The sequence below is a fragment of the Nocardiopsis gilva YIM 90087 genome, assembly GCF_002263495.1.
GTDB classification, from domain to species: domain Bacteria; phylum Actinomycetota; class Actinomycetes; order Streptosporangiales; family Streptosporangiaceae; genus Nocardiopsis_C; species Nocardiopsis_C gilva.
Window position 1 is genome coordinate 5973075 of sequence record NZ_CP022753.1, and the last position, 21275, is coordinate 5994349.

At 68.8% G+C, this 21275-nt stretch carries 17 protein-coding genes; 9 read left to right on the forward strand and 8 right to left on the reverse strand.

Going from position 1 to position 21275, the window contains the following annotated elements; translation table 11 throughout:
• Positions 1-1115 precede the first annotated feature (1115 nt).
• Positions 1116-3419 carry an accessory Sec system translocase SecA2 gene (gene secA2, locus CDO52_RS26120; RefSeq protein WP_017618471.1) on the forward strand — a complete coding sequence of 768 codons (2304 nt, stop codon included), beginning with the start codon at positions 1116-1118 and terminating at the stop codon, positions 3417-3419.
• A gap of 181 nt (positions 3420-3600) precedes the next feature.
• Here the strand turns inward: secA2 and CDO52_RS26125 are convergent, their stop codons facing one another.
• Positions 3601-4581 (reverse strand): LysR family transcriptional regulator, encoded by a 981-nt coding sequence (locus CDO52_RS26125; RefSeq protein ID WP_017618470.1) that lies wholly within the window; start codon positions 4579-4581, stop codon positions 3601-3603.
• 224 nt (positions 4582-4805) lie between these two features.
• Between CDO52_RS26125 and CDO52_RS26130 the strand changes: the two genes are divergently transcribed.
• From CDO52_RS26130 to CDO52_RS26140, 3 genes are all read left to right on the forward strand, one after another.
• A complete protein-coding gene (locus CDO52_RS26130; RefSeq protein ID WP_017618469.1) occupies positions 4806-5789 on the forward strand; it encodes an alpha/beta hydrolase in 984 nt (327 codons plus the stop codon).
• A 52-nt stretch (positions 5790-5841) separates the two neighbouring features.
• Positions 5842-6921 carry a quercetin 2,3-dioxygenase gene (locus CDO52_RS26135; RefSeq protein ID WP_017618468.1) on the forward strand — a complete coding sequence of 360 codons (1080 nt, stop codon included), beginning with the start codon at positions 5842-5844 and terminating at the stop codon, positions 6919-6921.
• Positions 6922-7234: 313 nt separating this feature from the next.
• Positions 7235-8452 carry a cytochrome P450 gene (locus CDO52_RS26140; RefSeq protein WP_017618467.1) on the forward strand — a complete coding sequence of 406 codons (1218 nt, stop codon included), beginning with the start codon at positions 7235-7237 and terminating at the stop codon, positions 8450-8452.
• 38 nt (positions 8453-8490) lie between these two features.
• Here the strand turns inward: CDO52_RS26140 and CDO52_RS26145 are convergent, their stop codons facing one another.
• The 5 genes from CDO52_RS26145 to CDO52_RS26165 form a co-directional block, all read right to left on the reverse strand.
• Positions 8491-9813 (reverse strand): cytochrome P450, encoded by a 1323-nt coding sequence (locus tag CDO52_RS26145; RefSeq protein ID WP_394340770.1) that lies wholly within the window; start codon positions 9811-9813, stop codon positions 8491-8493.
• Positions 9810-10433 (reverse strand): GTP-binding protein, encoded by a 624-nt coding sequence (locus CDO52_RS26150; RefSeq protein ID WP_017618466.1) that lies wholly within the window; start codon positions 10431-10433, stop codon positions 9810-9812. Before CDO52_RS26150 ends, CDO52_RS26145 begins: the two co-directional genes overlap by 4 nt.
• A complete protein-coding gene (locus CDO52_RS26155; RefSeq protein ID WP_017618465.1) occupies positions 10414-10773 on the reverse strand; it encodes a DUF742 domain-containing protein in 360 nt (119 codons plus the stop codon). Before CDO52_RS26155 ends, CDO52_RS26150 begins: the two co-directional genes overlap by 20 nt.
• Positions 10770-11207, reverse strand: coding sequence for a roadblock/LC7 domain-containing protein (locus tag CDO52_RS26160; RefSeq protein WP_017618464.1), 438 nt, complete (start codon positions 11205-11207; stop codon positions 10770-10772). Before CDO52_RS26160 ends, CDO52_RS26155 begins: the two co-directional genes overlap by 4 nt.
• A gap of 69 nt (positions 11208-11276) precedes the next feature.
• Positions 11277-12998 carry a sensor histidine kinase gene (locus CDO52_RS26165; RefSeq protein ID WP_198345794.1) on the reverse strand — a complete coding sequence of 574 codons (1722 nt, stop codon included), beginning with the start codon at positions 12996-12998 and terminating at the stop codon, positions 11277-11279.
• A 1042-nt stretch (positions 12999-14040) separates the two neighbouring features.
• On the opposite strand from CDO52_RS26165, the gene CDO52_RS26170 reads away from it, so the two are divergent.
• The 4 genes from CDO52_RS26170 to CDO52_RS26185 all read left to right on the forward strand — a co-directional run bounded on the left by CDO52_RS26170 (position 14041) and on the right by CDO52_RS26185 (position 17783).
• Entirely contained in the window at positions 14041-14439 is a 399-nt protein-coding gene (locus CDO52_RS26170) for a hypothetical protein (RefSeq protein ID WP_017618461.1), read from the forward strand.
• Between the two features lie 372 nt (positions 14440-14811).
• Positions 14812-15018, forward strand: a complete 207-nt coding sequence (locus CDO52_RS26175; protein WP_232524332.1) for a MerR family transcriptional regulator — start codon at positions 14812-14814, stop codon at positions 15016-15018.
• A gap of 461 nt (positions 15019-15479) precedes the next feature.
• Positions 15480-16304, forward strand: a complete 825-nt coding sequence (locus CDO52_RS26180) for a class I SAM-dependent methyltransferase (protein ID WP_232524333.1) — start codon at positions 15480-15482, stop codon at positions 16302-16304.
• Positions 16305-16706: 402 nt separating this feature from the next.
• Positions 16707-17783 (forward strand): HAD family hydrolase, encoded by a 1077-nt coding sequence (locus CDO52_RS26185; RefSeq protein ID WP_017618458.1) that lies wholly within the window; start codon positions 16707-16709, stop codon positions 17781-17783.
• A gap of 363 nt (positions 17784-18146) precedes the next feature.
• On the opposite strand, the gene CDO52_RS26190 is transcribed toward CDO52_RS26185, so the two are convergent.
• Both CDO52_RS26190 and CDO52_RS26195 read right to left on the reverse strand, forming a co-directional pair.
• The gene (locus CDO52_RS26190; RefSeq protein ID WP_017618457.1) at positions 18147-19616 is read right to left on the reverse strand and encodes an acyl-CoA dehydrogenase family protein; all 1470 of its coding nucleotides are present in this window, start codon (positions 19614-19616) and stop codon (positions 18147-18149) included.
• A 377-nt stretch (positions 19617-19993) separates the two neighbouring features.
• Complete coding sequence (locus tag CDO52_RS26195; protein ID WP_017618456.1) at positions 19994-20317, reverse strand: STAS domain-containing protein; 324 nt, start codon at positions 20315-20317, stop codon at positions 19994-19996.
• A 212-nt stretch (positions 20318-20529) separates the two neighbouring features.
• On the opposite strand from CDO52_RS26195, the gene CDO52_RS26200 reads away from it, so the two are divergent.
• On the forward strand, positions 20530-21261 hold the full coding sequence (locus CDO52_RS26200; protein ID WP_026125756.1) for an ANTAR domain-containing protein: 732 nt from the start codon (positions 20530-20532) through the stop codon (positions 21259-21261).
• Positions 21262-21275: the final 14 nt, after the last annotated feature.

The following is a 21275-nucleotide window of genomic DNA, read 5'->3' on the forward strand; positions in this document are numbered from 1 at the left end:
GCTGAGAACGCCCGCACTCGTTGCGCTCGGCAACACCGACTACCCCGTGCTCTACGCCCTCCGATCTGACGGCACGCGCGTGGCAATTGTGGCCATGCGGCTCCATGATCAGTGGTGGTTCGTCACAGGAGACAGCGCCCCCATACCGGCGGACAACCCCGAGATGGCCGCCCGTTCTCTCGTTGCAGGCACAAAGGGGGGCGTAAGAGAACTCTTCTCGCGGCGCCCCCGGCCGCGCGGATCTCAGATGGCCGCAGCTGCGGCATAGCGCCGAGGGCTCTGCCGGGTGCGCCCACACCCGACAGAGCAACAGCAACCCCGAACTCTGACGAAACGAGGTCACGTCATGAACTGTAACCGCTCCCCCAGTCGCAGCCCCGACGCGGATCCCGCTGTACGAAGCCGCGCCTCAGGGGGTGCGCCCCGTGCTCGAGCTCACCCCTGAAGAAGCCCGCTGCCTGCGGGAACTCGCTGACCGGATTGTCGAGGCGACGCAGGACCGCTCCTATTGGTTCTCCGCCGCCCGTGAAACCTCGCTCGCGATCCTCGCCCGGGCCACCGACTGGCTCGGCGACGCCTGCGGGCAGAGTCTCCCCGCACACGTGCACCCCCGTCAGCGTCTGGGGCTCGCGGCGCGACAGCCACTCACGTGCATCCGGCCCGCTGGCCACACCGCAAGGCACATGGACGCTTCCGGACACTGTTGGAGCGAGAGACCGGATGGCACCCCAGGGGTGGTCTCTCCGCTTCCTCGCATAAACCAATGAGGAACGCCGCGTCCTGGAAGGAGAGGGGCCTACCGGGACGCGGCAAACAGCGGGTGCGCGGTGGAGGGGGCCGAGCACCCGTTCCCGCGGGACACGACCTAAAAGGCCGGGCTTGCACCCCCCACCCAAAGTCTGGAAAGTGCAAGGGGCTGTCAGCAGCAAACCGCTCCTAGCCCTTTCAGTTGGGGATCAGCGACCCTGCGGTAGTTCGCTGATCCCCAACTGAAAGGGCTAGGAGCGTCCCTCTAGCATGAGTAGCCGAGTTCCTCCCGCCCGGGTTTCACCCAGTCGTCCTGCTTTCTGCTGGTGGAGGATGCGATGGCCCTATTCCACATACATGAGCGCGTGATGCGGCTTCTGGACCGGCCTGGTCACGTCGACATGGGCCGGTTCGAGCGCGTCGTCGAGGCAGCGGGCACTTTGGGACCCCCGATGCGGGAGTTGAGCGGCGACGAGCTGCGGCATCGCGCCGAGATGGTTCGGGAAGCCTCGTGCGGCGGCACCGATCCCGACCCGGCGGAACTCTGTGCCCTGGGACGTGAGGCAGCCCGGCGCGTGCTCGGTGAGCGGGCATTCGATGTGCAGCTCCTCGGTGCCCTGGGGATGCTCGCGGGGAACGTCGTGGAGATGGCCACCGGCGAGGGCAAGACGCTGGTCGGGGCGATGACCGCGGTCGGCTATGCGCTGCGCGGCCACCGCGTACACGTGATGTCGGTCAACGACTACCTCGCCCGGCGCGACGCCGAGTGGATGCGTCCGGTCTTTGAGCTCCTGGGCGTCTCGGCTTCCTGGGTCGCCCAGGACTCCTCATGGTCCGAGCGCCGCGACGCCTACTCGTGCGACGTCGTCTATGGGTCCGTAAGCGAATTCGGCTTCGACGTGCTGCGTGACCGGCTGCGCGAAGACCCGGGCCAGATCGTCCAGCCGCGGCCCGACGTGGCCATCGTCGACGAAGCCGATGCCGTTCTCGTCGACGAGGCTCGCGTACCGCTGGTCTTGGCCGGTGCCGCCGGAGGGGAGGACGACGGCGACACCGTCATCGCCCGGATCGTCGCGGGCCTCACCCCCGACCTGCACTACGAGGTCGGCGAGGACGGCCTGGTGGCGAACCTGACCGACGCGGGGCTGGAGAGGGTGGAGGAGGAGTTGGGCGGCCTCGATCTGTACACGGACGCCCACGCTGACACCCTGTCCCGCGTCAACGTCGCCCTCTACGCTCACGCCCTACTCCGTCCCGACGTCGACTACATCGTCCGCGACGGAGCCGTTCAGCTGGTCAGCGCCTCGCGGGGAAGGGTGGCGATGCGCCAGCGCTGGCCCGACGGACTGCACGCCGCCGTCGAAGCCAAGGAGCGGGTCGCCTCGACCGGCGAGGCCGAGGTCCTTGACTGGATGCTGGTGCAGGCCCTCGTCGGGCGGTACGAGCGGGTCTGCGGGATGTCGGGGACGGCGATGGCAGCGTGTGAGCAGCTGCGCGAGTTCTACCGACTGGATGTCGGCAGGGTGCCGACCAACCGGCCCTGCATACGCGAGGACCGGCCCGACCGCGTTTATGCCACCACCGCCGACAAGGAGGAGGCCCTCGTCGAGCACGTGGCCGAGGTGCACGCGAACGGCCGCCCCGTGCTGATCGGCACGATGGACATCGCTGAGTCGGAGCGCCTGGCCGGCCTGCTCCGCAGGGAGGGGATGCGCCCAACCGTGCTCAACGCGAAGAACGACGCGGAGGAAGCGCGGATCATCGCCGAGGCCGGCACCTTCGGCGCCGTAACGGTCTCCACCCAGATGGCGGGGCGCGGCACGGACATCCGGCTTGGCGGCGCCGACGGAGCTGACCACAGCCGCATAGCGGGGCTGGGCGGCCTGCATGTGGTCGGGTCGAGCCGCTACTACACACGCCGCCTGGACGATCAGCTCCGCGGCAGGGCAGGCCGCCAAGGGGACCCAGGGAGCTCGGTGTTCTTCCTCAGCCTCGAAGACGAGCTGATCACGCGCAACGTCCCGGACCTGCGGCACCCGCCGCGCAGCGGGCCCGGCGGCCTTCTGGACGACCGCCGAACAAAGTTCACCGCCGAGCATGCGCAACGCGTGGCCGAAGGCGCGCACCTGGACGTCCATCGCACGACGTGGCGCTACAACCAGCTCCTACAGATCCAACGCGACGAAGTCCTTGCCCACCGCGACGAGCTGATGCGCGGCCCGGCTGCGGCGAACGAGCTCGCCGGGCTGCGCGCGGAGCGCTATTCGAGCCTCCTGGAGGAGGTCGGGAGGGTGGTCCTGGAAGAGGCATCGCGGGTGATCTTCCTCTTCCACCTCGATCAGCGCTGGTCGGAGCACCTTGGCTACCTCAGCGCCATGCGCGAGGGCATCCATCTGCGCGCGCTCGGACGCGAGAGCCCGCTCAACGCCTTCCACCGCGAGGCTGTCGCGCAGTTCCGGTCATTCTTCGACGACGTCCGCGACCGCGCCGCCGCAACATTCGACAAAGCCGAGATCACCGCCGATGGCGTCGACACCGACGCGGCGGGCCTGAACCGGCCCACCTCCACCTGGACCTACATGGTCCACGACAATCCCTTTGGAGACCCCGAGGAGCGCTTCCTGGAATTCCTCGGTTCGATCATCCGCTACTCCATCCGCGGAAAGGACTAAAGGACTAAAGGACTAGATGAGTGAGTCCGATGTTTTCCGTGGTCCCTACATTTTTGTTGCGGGTGATGCGGGCCCGTTGTGCAGCACACGACCGCCGCGATCACCGCCAGCATTTACGCGGTGGCGATGGTGACCTATCGGAACCAACTGACCGTTGATCTGGCCGATGTGGCAACGGTGGTCAGCCGCGGGTTCCACGCAATCGCGGGCGAGGCTGTCGTGGGCTTTGGCCGCCGCCGACGCGGGTTCGCCCCACCTTCCGAGCGCCGAACCGGTGCGCCTCACGGCGGGCCAGGTCGGCGGCGATCCGTTCCAACGCCGGGATCGCGCCGGTCCGTGTCTTGTCCTCGTGCAGCAGGTACATGGTCAGGTCGGGTAGGTCGCTGACTGGCACATAGGTCAGGTCGGGCCGGGGGTTGCCTGACGCCGCGGCGCTGCCCGTGATGAAGACGCCCAGGCCGACGGAGCAGACGTCCATGGCTTCATCGAACGTCCTGACTGTGTGAACGATCCTTGGCGCGTGGTCCGCCGGCCAGGACTCGATGAGGCCGGGAGGGAGGCCCGCGTTCCCGGCGTCTCTGCCCGCGAATTCGCAGTCCACGATGTCGCCGATGCAGACGCTCGCGCGCTCGGCCAGCGGATGCGTCGAGTGGACGCACAGCACGGGCTCCTCCGTCCAGAGCGGTACGGCGCGGACTCCGCGTGTGCGGGGCGCTATCGCGGAAGGCGCTAGGACGACGTCGGCGCGGTCGTTCCGCAGGGAAGCCACACTGTCAGCGAATTCCAGACGGCGGAGTTCCCAGCGCACCGTGGGCAGGGCTCTGGCGGCCTCAGCGATGATGGCCGAGGCGAGGCCGGTGCCGCCGACCATGCCCACGCGGACCCTCTCGGCCAGGTCCCCCGCCTGAGTGGTCCAGTGGATGACGTCATCCATGGCGCCCACCGCGCGGCGTGCCAGAGGGAGAAGGGCCTGCCCCGCCGGGGTCAGCTCCACGTGCCGGGAGGTGCGCTTGAAGAGCGGCATCCCCAGACGACGTTCGAGGGCCGCGACCTGCTGACTGAGTGAGGGGGTAGCGATGATCAGCCGCTCGGCCGCCCGCGTGAAGTGGAGTTCCTCCGCGACGGCCACGAAGTAGCGGAGTTGCTGAACGGTGAGATCCAACCGGCCCTCCCAGAAACCGCGAGCCAGCCTAACCGCCTTACGCGCAGGCTCATTCCGGCCGAGGGCCGACCGGGATGGGGCGATGATCACCTTTCTCGCCGTTGGACGTAGCGGGAGGTGGCCGCCCCGCCCTGGTCCTGTGCGCCGTGATCGTTGGTCTCCGCCTAACGGTCGTGCGGATTCTTGTCGTGGTGTCATCCTTGCTGTCCGCCCAGGATGGGGGCATGCACAACGTCGCTGTCCGCACCGGCCTGGTCTTCGCCGACCGTGATACCGGCCCACTGGTGCTGGACCTCTACCTGCCGCCTCCCAGCAAGGCGTCGGGTGCGCCGCCGGTCGTGGCGTGGCTGCATGGTGGCGGTTGGTTCACCGGCGACCGCCATCTCGCCCCTGACCTCCGGCGTTACTTCGCCTCACGCGGCATCGCCATGGCGAGCATCGAGTATCGGCTCAGCGGTCACGCCCTTTTCCCGGCACAGTTGCACGACGTTCGTGCCGCGGTGCGCTATCTGCGTCGCAACGCCGCTGGGCTCGGTATCGATGGCGGTTCGATCGGGCTGTGGGGGTCTTCGGCCGGTGGCCACCTCGCGGCACTGGCCGGAGTTACCGGGCACCTAGAGACCTTGGCGGGCGAGCCGGACATCGGCCCGGAGCCTGACGCGTCGGTCAGCGCGGTCGCCGAAGGCTACGGTCCCGTCGACCTGCTCACGGCCGCCACGGAATCCGACCTGGCCGCTCTGGCGCTGGCCGACGCCGACCGCCCCGAAACCCGGCTGCTGGGCGGGTCCCCCTCGCAGCTACCGGATCAGGCCCGCGCGGCCTCCCCGCTGAGTTTCGTGACGGCTGCGGCTCCCCCGTTCCTGATCGTGCACGGCACGGCGGACCCCGCGGTCAGGCCAAGTCAGAGCGCGTTGCTGCACAACGCGCTGGCCGCCGCAGGCGTCGAGAGCACCCTCTACTTGATCGACGGCTTCGGCCACGGGTTCCTCAACCGGCAGTCCGTGAGCGAGTTCCCCGGAGCGACGAGTGCCGGGGCCGACACACCGCCCCGGCCGACGTTTCTGCAGGAAGGGCGCCTTGAGCGTGAACCGCACCCTCCGGCGGTATGCCATCGCATCGCGCCTGGCCAGACCCCGTCGAGCCACCAGGCCGCCTTCTCTTACGACGTGGTGGGCGACTTCTTCCGGCGTCATCTGCTCGGGCGATGAGGCCTGTACCCACCCTCCACCTGCCAACCCATCGGAAACAAGGAAAACCGAATTGACCACCGATCTCGAGGCTGTCCATACCTTCACGCCCCTGCGCAACGAGCTTCCCGGTGCGCCCGTGCCCTACTACGTCGCCAACGGCGAGGGAGAGCGGTACGAGGTCGACGGACAGCTGTGGACCATCATCGCCCGGACTCAGGACACCGGCGGGCTGTTCGATGCCGCCTACATCAGTGGCGGGCGCGGGGCAGCGACCGGCTACCACGCCCACCGTGACCACCAGCGCTCCTTCATGGTCATCAAGGGCAGTGTGCAGGTGTGGCTGGGCGGGGAGAGCCGCGTTCTCGTGCCGGGCGACTCATTCACCGTGCCCCCGGGCACTCCTCTCGCCTACCGGATGCTCGCCCACCACACCCGCATGCTGACATGGTCGGCCCCCGGCGGCGCCCTCACCTACATCCAGCGGCTCGGCTCTCCCGTCGACAGCCACATCCACCCCAACCGGCCCGACCACTCCAGCTCTCCCGGTCGCCGAGCCGAGATCGGAGCCCCCCTCGGCATCACCTTCCCCGACGAGGAAGAAGTGGAAGCGAGCCTGGAGTGGGACGCACGCCTACCAACGGGGATCGAGCCCTACTTCCTGCGTGCGGGGGAAGGCGACCGGTTGGCATACCCCAACGGGATGCACAGCTATCTATGCCGGGGGGCTAACACCCGCCACCAGTACTTCGCTCTTCTCAGCCAAGGTGGCCCCAGCGAGTATTTCGCTCGCCACTTCCACCGAGAGCACACCGAGAACTTCCTCTGCTTGTCGGGCCGGATCTGGCTGCACGCCAACGGCGAGGACATCCTGCTGACCCCGGGCGACTTCGTGCACGCCCCGGCCGGCACCATCCACACCTTCGCCTTCGACTCCCACCACACCGAGATGCTGGGCATCCTGGCCCCTGACGTGTTCGAGCCCTTCTTCGGGCACATTGCCGACCCGACCACCGACCACATCTACTCCGACGACAACTCGCCCACGGTGGTGGGGGCGCCTCCGGCCTCCGAGCTGCAGAAGCTCCAGGAGGAACTCGACCTGGTCATCGTCGGCCCTCCGCCCAAGCGCACGGTCGGCCTGGACATCTGACGGCCCGTCACAGGCTTCTGCCAGCGTAGGGATCTCGGCCGACGCACGGTGCCCCCGAACCTCCCGGTGCCGACCAGCGCACCCCCGAGTGTGGCCAGGACGTTCACCGACTCCACGGAGACGGCCGTCAAGGCCGCGAACCCGCGTTCCGACCACGTCGCACGTGGTCGGACGCGGCCGCTCTCGTGGGGCGGCGGCCCCATCTCGTCCGACCGGTGGGGCGGAATGTCCCGTGACGGCCTGGTTTCGACGGTGAATGCTCTTTACGCTTGTGGCGGTTCGCGCCCGTTCTTCCGCGCAGTGAAGGAGCGTTATGCCCCCCGCCCGCGCCGTACCCGACGTCCTCTCCGACGCCTTCACGGCTGACCCGTACTCCGCCTACCGAGTCCTGCGGAGAGACGCCCCGCTGCTGTGGCACGAAGGGATGCACAGCTACATCATCTCCCGCTACGAGGATGTGAAGAAGGCCTTCAAGAGCGACGAGTTCACCACGGCCAACTACGACTGGCAGCTGGAGCCCATCCACGGGCGCACGCTGGTGCAGATGAGCGGGCGCGAGCACGCCGTGCGCCGTGCGCTGGTGGCGCCCGCGTTCCGAGGCAGGACACTGCGGGAGCAGTTCCTCCCGGTCATCGAGGAGAACGCCCGCGACCTCATCGACGGGTTCCGCACCGCCGGGTCGGCCGACCTGGTCGACGAGTTCGCCACACGCTTCCCCATCAACGTCATCGTCGACATGCTCGGCCTCGACAAGGCCGACCACCCGCGGTTCCACCGGTGGTACACCGCCATGATCGCGTTCCTCGGCAACCTCACCCAGGACCCCGACGTGGCGGCGGCCGGAATACGGACCCGCGAAGAGCTCGCGGACTACATGCTCCCCGTCATCCGACAGCGCCGGGACAACCTCGGCGACGACCTTCTCTCCACCCTGTGCACGGCCGAGATCGACGGCACGCGGATGAGCGACGACGACGTGAAGGCCTTCTGCAGCCTCCTCCTCGCCGCCGGTGGCGAGACCACGGACAAGGCGCTGGCCAGCACGTTCGCCAACCTGCTGCGCCACCCCGACCAGCTCGACGACGTCCGCCGCGACCGGAGCCTGATCCCCCGCGCCTTCGCCGAGACGCTGCGTTACACGCCCCCCGTGCACATGATCATGCGGCAGCCCGCCCAGGACGTGACGGTCAGCGGCGGGACCATCCCGGCCGGCAGCACCGTCACCTGCCTGATCGGGGCCGCCAACCGCGACGGGAACCGGTACTCCGATCCTGATTCCTTCGACATCCACCGCACGGAGCTGGACACCGCCACCGCCTTCACCGCCGCGGCCGACCACCTCGCGTTCGCGCTGGGACGGCACTTCTGCGTGGGGGCGCTGCTGGCGGAGGCCGAGGTGACGGTGGCGATCAACCAGCTGCTGGACGCCATGCCAGACCTGCGGCTCGCCGACGGCGCTGACCCGGTCGAGCGGGGTGTGTTCACCCGGGGACCGGCCGAGCTGCCGGTCGTGTTCACCCCGGCGGCATAGCCGACCACCGGTACCGAACTCCAGAGGGGCGGTCGCGGCTACGCGCTCTCGTGGGCCGCGGCGCCCATCGCCCCCGCCGGCCACACCGGCACCCCGGGGCTGAACCGCACCGGCAGGGAGAACAGGCCGCGCATCCACACCGACGGCCGCCACCGCAGCTCGTCGGCGGCCACGTCCAGCTCGATATCGGGCAGCCGGTCCAGCAGCACCTCGATCGCCGTGCGTGCGATGGTCTCGGCCAGCTCGGGGGCCGGGAAGGGGCAGCCGTGCTCGCCGTGCCCGAACGACATGTGCGCCCGGTTGGCCGAGGAGTCCGAGGGGCACTCCGGCTGCACCCGCGGGTCGGTGTTGGCCGCGGCCAAACCCAGCACCAGCAGATCGCCCTTGCGGATCCGGCGGCCGCCGACCTCGCACGCCTGCACCGCCCACCGTCCGACGAAGTTCTGGGTGGGGGTGTTCTTCCACAGCACCTCGTTGAGCGCCTCGCCGGCGCTGCTGCGCCCGCCCTGCAGGGTCACCGAGAACTGGTCGTCGACCAGCATCAACCGCAGGGCGTTGCCGATCCAGTTGCCGGTGGGCGCCTGCGCGGCGGCCATCACCACCAGCAGGTCGATGACGACCTCGTCGTCGGTGAGGCCGGCCGGGTGCGCCAGAAGCCGCGAGGGGACGTCGTCGGCCGGGCGGACGCGGCGGTCGGCGACGAGCGCCTGCATCCGCGCGTGCAGCCGCTGGTGCGCCAGAGCAGCGGACTCGTCCACGTCCAAGGAGGCCAGGACGTCCTCCACCAGGGCCGGGACGTCGGACTCGGACAGTCCGAACATCCGCGCCACCACGCCCGCCGGGATCCGGTGGGCGTACCGGGCGATCAGGTCGGCCTGCCCCTCCCCGGCGAAGTCGTCGACGAGCTGGTCGGCCACCTGCTCGCAGATCAGGGACAGTTCGGTGCGGTCCAGGGCGTCCAGCGCGTCGCCGATAGCGCCCGCGCGCCGCTGGTGCTCGGCGCCCTCGGCGAACATCACCGACGGTGTCCAGCCCACGTAGGGCATGAGCGGCCAGTCGTCGGGAATGTGGTCCCAGGCGTTCCACCGCCTGCAGTCGCGTGCGAACCACTGGGGGTTGCTGGTGACGTGGTGGACCTCGCGGTAGCCGAGCACGAACCAGGCGGGGATGTCGCCGTCGAGCAGAATGGGCGCCACCGGGCCCTGGCGCCGCCGCATCTCGTCGTAGAGCACCGCCGGGTCCTTGGCGATCTCCGGCCCGTAGAACCGGACCGCGTCGGTGTGGTCGGGGTAGTCATCCCACAGCGGGCGGTCCGCATGTGCCGGCGAGGAGGGCTCGGGCAAGCTGGGGTCGTTCGTCACGGCGTGCCTTCCTGAGCGGGCGATGGGACGTACAGGTGCCTGAGGTGCTCGACGAGTCTGATCAGCACGGACTTGGCGGATTCGCGGTCGCGGGCGTCGCACTCGACCAGGGGGACCCCGTCGGATAGCGACAGCGCCTCGCGCACCCGGGCGGCGTCGGGCCCGGGACCGAACCGGTTGACCGCGACGACGAACGGCATGCGGTGGTGCTCCAGCCGGTCGATGGCGTACCAGGAGTCCTCGATGCGGCGGGTGTCCACCAGCACGACCGCCCCCAGGCTGCCGGAGAACAGCTGGTCCCACAGGAACCAGAACCGCTCCTGACCGGGCGCGCCGAACAGGTACAGAACCGTGTCGTCGGTGAGCGTGATCCGACCGAAGTCGAACGCGGCCGTGGTGGTGGTCTTCTGCCGCACCCCGCTGGGGTCGTCCACGCCGACACCGGCCTGGGTCATGACCTCCTCTGTGCTCAGCGGGCGGATCTCGCTGACCGACCCGACCATGGTCGTCTTGCCCACGCCGAACCCGCCCACGACCACAATCTTCAGGGCGTCCGTGGCGGTCGCCCGGAGGGGGGTCGGGCCGTCGTGCGTCGCTTGGTCAGAGGCGTTGGAGTGCAATGAGTACCTGCTCCAAGGTTTCCGGGGAGGGTTGCCGGGCCCACGTCGTGGTCGACGCCGGGTGACGGGCCGTGATCTGGCCGGTGTCCAGCAGGTCGCGCAGCAGGATCTTCACCACGCTCACCGGGAGGCGCAGCTCTGCGGAGATCTCCACCACCGCCATCGGCCGTCGGCACATCCGCAGGATCCGCGCGTGCTCGGACTGCATCGCGGGGGTGGGCTCGCACTCGCTGACGATGAGCGTGACCGTGTCGAAGGACGCCTCGTCAGCACGGGCGCGGCCACCGGTGACGGTGTAGAGCCGGTCGGGGTCCTCACGATCGATGGGACGCGGGTTCATGACGTGGTGTCGCCGCCGGCGACGGAGCGCGGCGCGGCGGTGAGGTACGTGCCGATCTGCTCGACGAGCTCGTTCATGTTGTGCCCGACGATGCCGACGTCAGCGTCGGCGTCGGCGATCACGGCGAGGTGGGCCCCCTCCCCCGCCGGCACGATGAGCAGCAGCCCCCCACCGAACTCCACCATGGCCTGCCCTGACCCCAGGCCGTCACCGAACTCGGCCGAGGCGCTGAGGGACAGGCTCTGGATCCCCGCAGAGACGGCGGAAAGCTGGTCGGCCTGGTCCTCGTCCAGGCCGGGGGTGAAGCACATCTTCAGGCCGTCTCTGGACAGCACGAGAACGTGCCGGACGCCCGGCGTCTTCTCCACGAGGTTGTCCAGGAGCCAGTCAAGGCCGCGGTTCGCGGTACTGGTCGGGGGTTCGGGAATGCTCATCGCGATCGCGGGGCGCGGTCCGGGGACTCCCCGGGCCGGGGCCCCTGCCTCCTGCTCTCTCGGTCGGTTCTACGGGTCGGTGCGGCGGCGGTCCGGCCGCCGGGACGCTGGGCCGGGGAACGGTGCGGACCTTCCCGACGGCGGCCTGGTGGCGTCACGGGCTCGGGGTGGTCTCACACGCTCACGAGCGCTCCTCCTCACCCGTCCCCGACGGGCCGCGGCCGCGGCTGGCGTGGCGGAAGGCCGCGAACCGGGCTCCGGTGTCGCGACGCTCCCGCGTGGTCGGTGCGGCGGCTGGTGCACGCCTCGACCGGGCCGCGGCCGCGAGCGTCTCGCCGCGGCGGCGCTGGGGCAGGCCCTCCGGCCTACCGCCGTCCCGGGGCTCGGCGTGCTGGTGGCCGGCCCGGGAGGGGGTGGGCTCGGCCGCCGCCGGCGGCGGCGGGTGGGGGCGGGCTCGGCAGGCCCGACCCGGGGCTGGGTGATGAGGTGCTGCGGGATCAGCACCACGGCGCCGCTCCCACCACGGGAGGAGGGGCGGAAGTTGACGGTCAGGCCGTACTTGGCGGCCAGCCGACCCACCACCGCCAGGCCCAGGCGGGTACCGGAGAGGGTCGTCAGGTCCATGGACTCGGAGACGAACTGCTCGGCGCGGCGCCGCTCGCGGGCGCGCATGCCCAGGCCACTGTCTTCGATCGTGACCGTCACGCCGGTGTTCTCCTCCTCCACGTACACGTGGACCTCGGTGTCGTGGGCCGAGAAGGTGGTGGCGTTGTCCATCAACTCGGCCACGGCGTGCATGACGCCCTCGGCGGCATAGCCGGCGACGGCGGACGTGCTGGTGGAGTGGACACGCACGCGCCGGTAGGCGCTGATGCGTCCCATGGCGCCGCGCAGCACGCTCTCCATCACGATGGGCTTGGTCCACCTGCGCCCGGAACGTCCGCCGCTGAGGAGCGCGAAGCTGTCGGCCAGCCGACCCATCTGCGAGACGCTGTGGTCGAGGTCGAGGAGGTCCGCGAAGATCCCCTCCTGGTCGCCGTAAATGTCCTCCAGCTCCCGCAGCCGGGCGAGCAGCGTGGTGACCTGGGCCTGCACGCGGGCCGCGGCGCTGGCGCAGCCCGCCATGGCCGCGCCGCCCCTGCGTTCGGCCTCGCTGAGGGCACGGGCGGTCTGCTCGAGGACGCGGCTCAGCTCGTGGTGGGTCGGCCGGACCACCTCGGCGAGGGCGGCCTCCGCCGACGACGTCCGGCTCGCCCGGATCCGCGCGACCAGCGCCGGCAGCGTCTCGTCCGCCAGGGCCGCTGCCTCGCCCTCCATCGTGGACAGCCCGTTCCGCCCGGCGACGGCCCGGCTCTCGGCCGCGTCCAGCGTCCGCGCGGTGTACTCGGCGAGTCCTCGCAGCGCGCCATGGGTCGGCTGCACCACCTCCGCAAGCGCCGACTCAGCCGGGACGCCCTCGCCCACGCGACCCGCGAGGGTCGGAAGTACGACCTCGCGCAGATGCAGAGCCTCGCGCTCCAGGCGGCCGGTGGCGGCCTCGGCGTGCGCGGTCCGCTCGCGCGCCTGGCGCGCGGTGGCGGCATAGTAGGCGGCCGCGGCGAGCGCGGCGACCAGAACCGCGCCGGTGGCGGTGCCGCCGACCAGGACGGGGGCTCGCGCTGACCACGGTACGGCCAGGGTCACCCATGTCCACACCAGAGCGACGGCGGCCGTCGCTCCGAGGAGGACGTACCCCGCCAGCCTGCCGGGCGAGGGCGGGCGCGGGTCATCGGCGGGTGCATGGGCTGACATCGATCAGCTCCCCTGGGGCTGGTCGGGGGCGGAAGGGCAGGCGGACGGCGGCCGCACCGATGCTGGGCGGCGCGGGCGGGAGGAGATCAAGGGCGCTCCCACCGGGAGGGTGGCACCCGCCAAGGCAGCACGGAACATATTCCGGACCGTGCCGGATCTCGGCGGCGGGGGACGCTAGGGCCACGAACCTACCCACTCCGGCCAGGCAACTCAACACCAGCGCGGCCACTACATAGCGGGATTAACCAACGTCATGCCATATTTCCGACAAACCGACCACCCCAGAGCAGCGGCCCGGCGGGCGCCCACCGCCACCCGAGGGACGCATTCGATCCCGGAAACGACGACCGCCGTCTCCACATTTGCGACCCGTTGATTCACGCGCCTTCTATCGCATCTCCAAAAACCCAGGGCAGTTCATATAAAACCAAATCGAACTGGCGCGATAGGGGCCACTGAACAGATAACGCAGAACACGAGAAACCACAAACCCACTTCTGCCGCAGAACGAAAACGCCTGCTCACGCCGCCCTCAAAGAGGTGAACATTCGGCCTACCTCCGCATGCGCGGAGAAGCGGAGCAAACGGCCCGCGAGAACGCGAGGCGTTGGGGGATCCGGTGGAGTCGTCGTTCCTTGCGGGGATCGGTGTGGGCCCGGCGGGCGTCCTCCCACCAGGTCACATCCCGCACGAGCTACAGCGCCTCGACCGCCAAGGAGCTCGTGCAGGGGCCGGCGGTTGGGATTGATGCAGAACAGATCGTGGGCTCAGCGTCCACCCAAGTAGAGGGAGTGGGATTGGACGATGTGCAGCGCATCGGCGGTGAACAGGTGCCCGGCGACCTGGCCGTCGTCCAACCGGTCCGGGGGCACAGGTGAAGGCCTCCAGAGTTTCCGGGGTCCCTGGAGTACGCGGCGCATCCTTACTTTTTTGGTCCTTGGCCAGACAAATCGCCGGTGTCCGGTTTAGCATCGATGTCGACAGGCGACCGACATAGATGTAGTCCGGGGCAGGCCACAGTGGCCAGCGTGGAGGTACAGAAGTGCCGAGGTATGGCCGGGAAGACGAGGAGTGGGAACAGCTCGTCGAGGCGGGGCTCAAGTTCCTGATCGAACGCGCGCAGCTCAAAACGTTCACCACCTACACCGAACTCAATGCCGCGCTGGTACGTAGGACCGGACTCCGGGGCTTCGATTTCGGGCAGGACAGCGAGCGAGCCGCGATGGGAGACCTGCTGGCGACGATCGTGGAACGCGAACTACCGAAAACAGGACTTATGCTTTCGGCTCTGGTTCGCTATCTCGACAGGAACGACGCGGGAACCGGATTCTACAAGTTCGCCGAGGAACTGGGACTCCTCGAGCGCGGTGCATCGACGCGGGCGAAAGACGAGTTCTGGTTCAAACAGGTCAACGCCCTGTATGGGTGCTACGCAAGCTGAGTTTGTCGGCTGTTGCCGAGGATCGTGCGCGGACCGGGAATGGCAGTGAGGAGAATACGTACTCCCGTAAACAGCTTTTCGGCGCTAGTGCAGCGAGACCGCGATCGGCGCGTCGCCGCGCCATCGGCTCGGCGTGCTCAGGTGCGCAGCGCGGTATCGAAAGGGTAGTGAACTCCGGTCGGCGTATGCCGCGAACAGGAAAACTGCGATGGATGCTTGCACCTGACACTGCTGTCACCTCCCACGCTGTCACCTCCCAGCATGCCCCTGCTGCACGTGCGGAGCACTTAGCCGTAAGCCGCAGATCGTTGAGGTAGCACGAACAGCAAGGGCTTCTGGAGTCGCGCCGCACCGAGAGACGAAAAGGCAGTGGTGAGGGTCCGCATTATTCGCGAGCTCCTCGGCGCCGGACTCAAAGACCTGCAGATCATCGCCCCTTACCCGGGGCAGAATCTCGATCCCGAGCACTACTACAGGGCACTGGATACCCACAACAACCGACTCGGCGAATTGGACCGCAGGATCTCCGGCCTCACCGTTCACCGTGACCGGCTCCAGGAGATGATCGGCGGGCGCTGACGGCACCCGAACGGAGCCGAATGAACGGCGCCGAATGAACGGCGCCGAAACAAACGAACCTCCAGTGAATCGCACTATTCCCCGGTTGCCGCTTTTCCCTATTCGGTGTTCCTCAGCACGGCAACGACAAATTCATTATCGCCGCCATCCTGCCCGCCATTTCACTGATATCTCAGCGTGCGCACTTCCCGGATCAACGCCGGATCACCGAGCGGGCGCCGGATCTGCGGCAGGGGGCGATCCCGCGCACCCGTCTCCCCGCGCGACACCGCCGGAACAGCTGCCGCTAACTGCTCCTCCCGGAGGATGTCCGTCTTCCCAACTGCGCAGCAGACCTCTGTGGTGGAGTTTGTCGCCAACACCGCGCACAAGAGCTGACGACCCCCTACGGTGCGGGAGCGACGGGCCGGTCCGGCGCCGTACGACAGGATGTTCCCATGAAGCGAAAGGAGAACGGGCGCGTGTCCGACCGAACCAATCCCAACTCGCCACCCCCGCCCCCAGCGGAAGGCCCTGACGGGCCACGGGTGAGCCGCGAGTGGTGGGAGCGATCGGCCGACGCCTACCAGGCCGAGCACGCCGCGTTCCTCCGGGACGCCTTCATATGGTGCCCCGAGGGAGTGGACGAGGCGGCCGCCGGCCTCCTCGGCGCCCCCTCGGACCTGGCCAACGCCCGCGTCCTGGAGGTGGGCTGCGGCGCGGCGCGCGCCTCACGGTGGCTGCGCCGACAGGGCGTGGCTCGCGTGGTGGGCGTCGACGTCGCCCACCGCCAGCTGCAGCACGCGCTGCGCATCGGAACCTCTGACGGCCCCAAGAGGGTTCCGGTCGCGCAGGCCGACGCCCTCCGACTGCCGTTCGCGGACGCCTCATTCGACGTCGTGTTCTCGGCCTTCGGGGGCTTCCCGTTCTTCTCCGACGCCGCCGCGCCCCTCGCAGAGAGCGCGCGGGTCCTCCGGCCCGGCGGTCGGCTCGTCTTCGCGGTACGCCACCCACTGAGCTGGTGCTTCGCCAGCCCATCGCGGGAACTCACCGCGACGGTGCCCTACTTTGACCGTCGGGCCCCTGCCCCTGGAGACAACGGCACGAGCCCCGAACTCCACCACACCATGGGGGACTGGGTGCGCGCGCTCACCGCGTCCGGTCTGCGCCTGCTGGACGTGTTGGAGCCGGAATGGCGGGCGGGCCGCGCGAAGGTGTGGGACGGATGGGGCGCCGACCAGGGCCGGATCGTACCGGGGACGGCGATCTTCGCAGCACAGCGGGAACAGCCCGCCGAGGCGGGCTGACCCGCCACCAACGGGCCGCTGCCGCGCCCGCCGACAGCCGCCGGGGCCTTCCGGTGCTCGGCGCGGCCGCAGGTGCGTAGCCAGCGACGCGGGTGGCGGAGGGGCTGACGACAGCGACTCCGCGCGGCGCCACGGCGGGGGCGGGCGTGCGTAGCAGCTGCTTCTGCCAGCGTGGTGTCAAGCCAGGACGGGGCCGCGCCGCGAGGTCACGGGCTGGGCGCCGTTGACCCGGCAGCACCAGGGAAAAGTACGGCTTCTACCCAGTCGACGACCGAATACATCCCCCGTTACTAAACGGTGGCCGCCGCGTTCATCAATCCAGACACAATTGGACAAATCGCTTCATACACGACAGAAAGGTTGGTGATCAATTAACGAGAACGAGGTTGGGAGCGACCGACCATGCGCCGACTGTTTCGCGGAAACGCCGCCCCCGGGGCCGTCACCGCTGCGGCGTGCGTGCTGCTGGCCACCGCCTGCACCGCGGACGCCGGCGACAGCGCATCGCTGGAGCACTGGCCCGCCGAGGCCGCCGACCAGTTGGAGGGGCTGATCGCCGAGCACGGCGACAGCGGCGAGTACGCCGCCTTCGATGCCGACAACACCATCTGGAAGCACGACCTGGAAGAGTCCCTCATTCCCTACCTGGAGAACGAGGGCGTCCTCACCCGCGACAACCTTGACCCGCAGCTGCAGATCGTTCCCTTCGAGGAGGACGAGAGCCTCCACGCCTACTACAACCGGCTCTGCGATGAGGCCGGCACCCCCACCTGCTACGCCTGGGCCGCGCAGGCCTACTCCGGGCTGAGCCTGGGCGAGGTCAAGGGCTACGTCGACGACCTCATGGAGCGCGACGAGCCGGTCGCCACCAACATGTGGGAGGACGGCAAGCTCGTCGACACCGAGGTTGCAACGCCCGAGATCTACCCGGCCATGAAGGAGCTCATCCACGCCCTGCACGAGGCCGACATCGAGGTCTACGTGGTCACCGCGGCGCACGAGGAACTCAACCGGATGGTCGTGACCGACCCCGACTACGGGCTCGACATCCCCACCGGCAACGTCCTCGGTGTCCAGACGCTGCTGGAGAACCCCGGAACCGGGGACATCGGCACACGCGTGGAGCTGAACGAGCGCGATATCGAGGTCACCGACGACTTCGAGTTCACCGCGCACCTGTCCACCCCGGTCACCTGGCAGTCCGGCAAGGCGGGCGTGCTGCAGGAACGCGTCGACCCCGTCCAGCGGCCGGTGCTGACCGGTGGGGACTCCTCCTACACCGATGAGCACCTGCTGTTCCGCACCGACATGGACAACGGCGGTCTGCGCATCTTCGTCAACCGAAAAGAGAAGTACACCTCCGGCATCAAGGCGGAGGCCGAACGGCGCGCCGAGCGGCAGGAGGAACTCGGCCTGGACGCCGACGCCGAGGACGGCTGGATCTTCGTCGACCCCGCGGAGCTCGGCGTCGACGACTGATCCCGGCGCCACTGGCCCGCCTGCGGTGCGGTCCCCTCCGCACACGTCGCCCCTGCCCGGCGGCGTGGCCCTCCACGCACCGGCAAGGATCCCCGCCGCGCCGGGGGCGCTTCCTACTGCGCTCAGGGAGCGCCCACGGCGGCCCCTATGGGGCTACTCCGGCCGCGGGTCGGCACCGCCTCCGCCGACAGGCCTCCGGCGCCGATGGCGTCTGCTGACCACTCCGCGGACGTGAAACCGGGTGCACCAAAGGGCGTGTGGACCGCCAGCGGCAGCCGGACGGAAGCCGGGCCGTCGCGGTACTGCTGACACCCCTCCCCCGTTGCCGAGGGGCCCGCCGGCTCCCTTGGGCGGGTCGCGGCCTCAGGGCGACACGTACTGTGCGGACTGGCGGTCGTCCGCGTCGAGGACGCCGGTGGTGAGAAGGTCGAACTGCCGTGCGATGCCGTCGATGTCGGCCTTCAGGAACTCGATCGCGGCCTTGGCCCTGTTCAAGGAGCCGTCTTCGGCCTCTCGAGTCCACGCCATCACCTGCGTGATCGCGAACGTGTAGGCGATGGCGCGGCCACCGAGGACCAGGTGTTCCTGCTTGAGATCGCGGTCGAGGAAGCTCAGGTCCACTCCATGGGCCGCGACTCCGGGCGCTGTAAGCGGGGAGGTCGCCAGGAAACCGCTCAGGGCCACGTCGCCGCGGTTGTCCAGACAGAACTGGGTGAGCTGCTGGCTGAGCAGGTCGTTCGTGCCGTCGAAGATGGTGAAGACCCGGGTGTCCAGGAACGCCTGTCCGGCGATGTTCGTGGGCGAGCCGCAGCGGTAGCCTTCGCCGCCGACCAGCTGCTGGTAGTGGTGCGCCGCGCGCAGCATCAGCTCTGTGCAGACCGTCTTGAGCGCCTGGACGGCCGGAAAAGAGCCCGTCATCTCGCTCTTCACACTCAGCTCGGTCATGAGGTAGCGGTTGAGCGCCGCACAGATCGTCTGCGCGGCCTCGATCGATGTGAGCCGGTACCTGGCGAAGCGGATGTCGGCCAGCGGCACCGGTCCGATCCGCCGACTGTTCGCGTACGCGTGTGCCTCGCGCTCGATTCTCCTGAGAAAGCCGCACGCCAGCGCCGCCATCATCGAGCGCGGGGCCATCAGCATCTCCACCATCGCGCTCAGGTTTCGCTCCGGAGCGTCGATCTTGCGATGCTTGGGGACGACGGCGTCGATTTCATTGAGCCCGTAGTCGAGGACCTTCATTCCCACCGGTTCGTACCGCCGAATCGTCCTGAACCCCTCGCTCCGCTTGACGATGAAGTAGCCGTACTTTCTCCCGTCCCTGTCGTTCTTCGCGCTCACCAGCCACCAGTGCGCCGTAGAACTGAAACCCTGCCAGTGTTTGCGGCCGCGGATACGGTAACCGCCCTCGACTTCTTCGTACGTCGTGGTCATGCTCGACATCGCCGACCCGCAGCCGGGTTCGGTCGAGGCGAATCCACAGATCATCGGGTCATCCGTGGCGAAGAGCGGCAGCATCTCCCGCTTCGCCTCCTCGCTGGCGCGCAGCGCGATCGGGCGCAGAGCGACCGCCGTGATGATCTTCGTGTACATCGCCAGAGGCAGGTTCCACTCAGCGAGTGTCTCGACCACACGGCACATCTCGACATGGCTGTCGCGCCCACCGAACTCTGTTGGAATCGCGGGCAGCAGGACACCCGCCTTCACCAGCAGCGTCCAATCATCAGCCGACAGGTTTTCCTGGGGAAAGGTCTGACAATCGAATCGCGAGCGCGCGACCTCCGCGATGTTTTCTACGAACTCCTCGGTCGACAGCGACACCAGGGTCTTTCGCATGACGCACCTCACTGTGCGGGGAGGCGAACGGATACTCGCGGACCTGCGATCGCGGACCACACCGGCTCCGTTCCGACGGTGAACAGGCGATTTGATCTTCCTTCGCCCTTCCCTCCGGAACCGTGGGATCTGTCTGCTGGCGGACAGTGTTGACCTTGGTGCGGTGAAGAAATGATCGCAATCGCGTAAGACGCATCTCGCCTTACCGCCACAAAAACACGGTTCCCCACGTACGGGCCGATCGCCGCCGGGCCGCCTACTCGAGCCAGCACGTCGTCGGAGCCGTCCGCCTCTGGACACGGGGCGCCTCAGACCGTGCCCTCGTCGGGGCTCCGTCCCGGGCTGAGGCGCTCAGGTAGGTGTCCGGGACACGCGTCTCAGTCGCATTCCTCGCAGCGGACGTCGAGCACCTGGTCCAGCCCGATGACGTGGAAGATCCGCCCGATCCGCGCCCCGGTCATCACGGTGACCCCTCCGCCGGTTCTCCGCCTCCGCTGATGCAGCCGGGCCAGGGAGTGCAGCCCGGTGGAGTCAATGAAATCCAACCCGGTGAGGTCGATAACCAGGGTGCTGCCCGGGCTCTGCTCCGCCTCCGCCAGTCGTCTCTCCAGGGATGTGATGTTGGACAGGTCGAGTTCCCCGGTCACCCGCACCAGCGTGCTCGACTCCCAGCGCATGATCGCCACATCCAGTGGACACATGAGTGATCCCATCCCAGCCAACGGTTACCCGCGGGCGAGGTCCGGACCCGAAGGGACTCAGTATGCGAAGTGACCAAATGTAGTCCGCGCCGCCATCATCCGCAGGACAAACCGGCGATTCGGTCGTTCATGGTCATCCGTTCCCTTATACGTGGCACCCTCCCGGGTAGGGTGGAGACACATATTCAGTACCGTGTGCCATGAAAGGCGCCGTGACGACAAACAGGTTGTCTCAGCTCTGGGCGCTCGTCGCCGAGCGTGCGTGGCCCCGGGGTGCTTCGGTCTCACTCGAGGACATCTGCGGGGTGTGCGCGGCCGAGATCCCCTCCGACGGCGTCTCCCTCACCGCGAACACCTCCCCTCAGGACCTGGTCGAGCGGTTGTGCGCCACGACCCCGCTGGCCCGCGAGATCGAGGAACTCCAGGCCACATTGGGGCAGGGGCCCGGCGTGGCCGCGCTGTCCTGCGACGGCCCTGTGCTCACCCCTGATCTCCACGACGCCACCCCTCGTAGGCGGTGGCCCGCGTTCGCTCCGGCCGCGGTCCAGGCCGGGCTGGGGGCGGTCTTCGTATTCCCGCTGCGGACCGGCGCCGTCCAGGTGGGCGCATTGAGCCTGCATAGGGCCGGACCGAAACCCCTCACCGACGCGCAGCTGTCCGATGCGCTCTCCCTAGCCGACATGGCGCTGGAGATTATGCTGGACGGCGGAGCAGACACGTGTGTGGAAGACCGCCCGCTCTGGAACGGCTTCGCCGCCTTCCATGACCAGGCCGAAGTCCACCAGGCCGCCGGGATGATCTCGGCGCAGCTCGATGTGGGGATCGACGAGGCGTTGGTCCGGCTACGCGCCTATGCCTTCGGGCACGAACGCCCGCTCGCCGACGTAGCGCGCGACGTCGTGCGGCGCAGGCTGAAGTTCACACCCGACCCGCAAACGGACTGAATCGTCAGTCACCA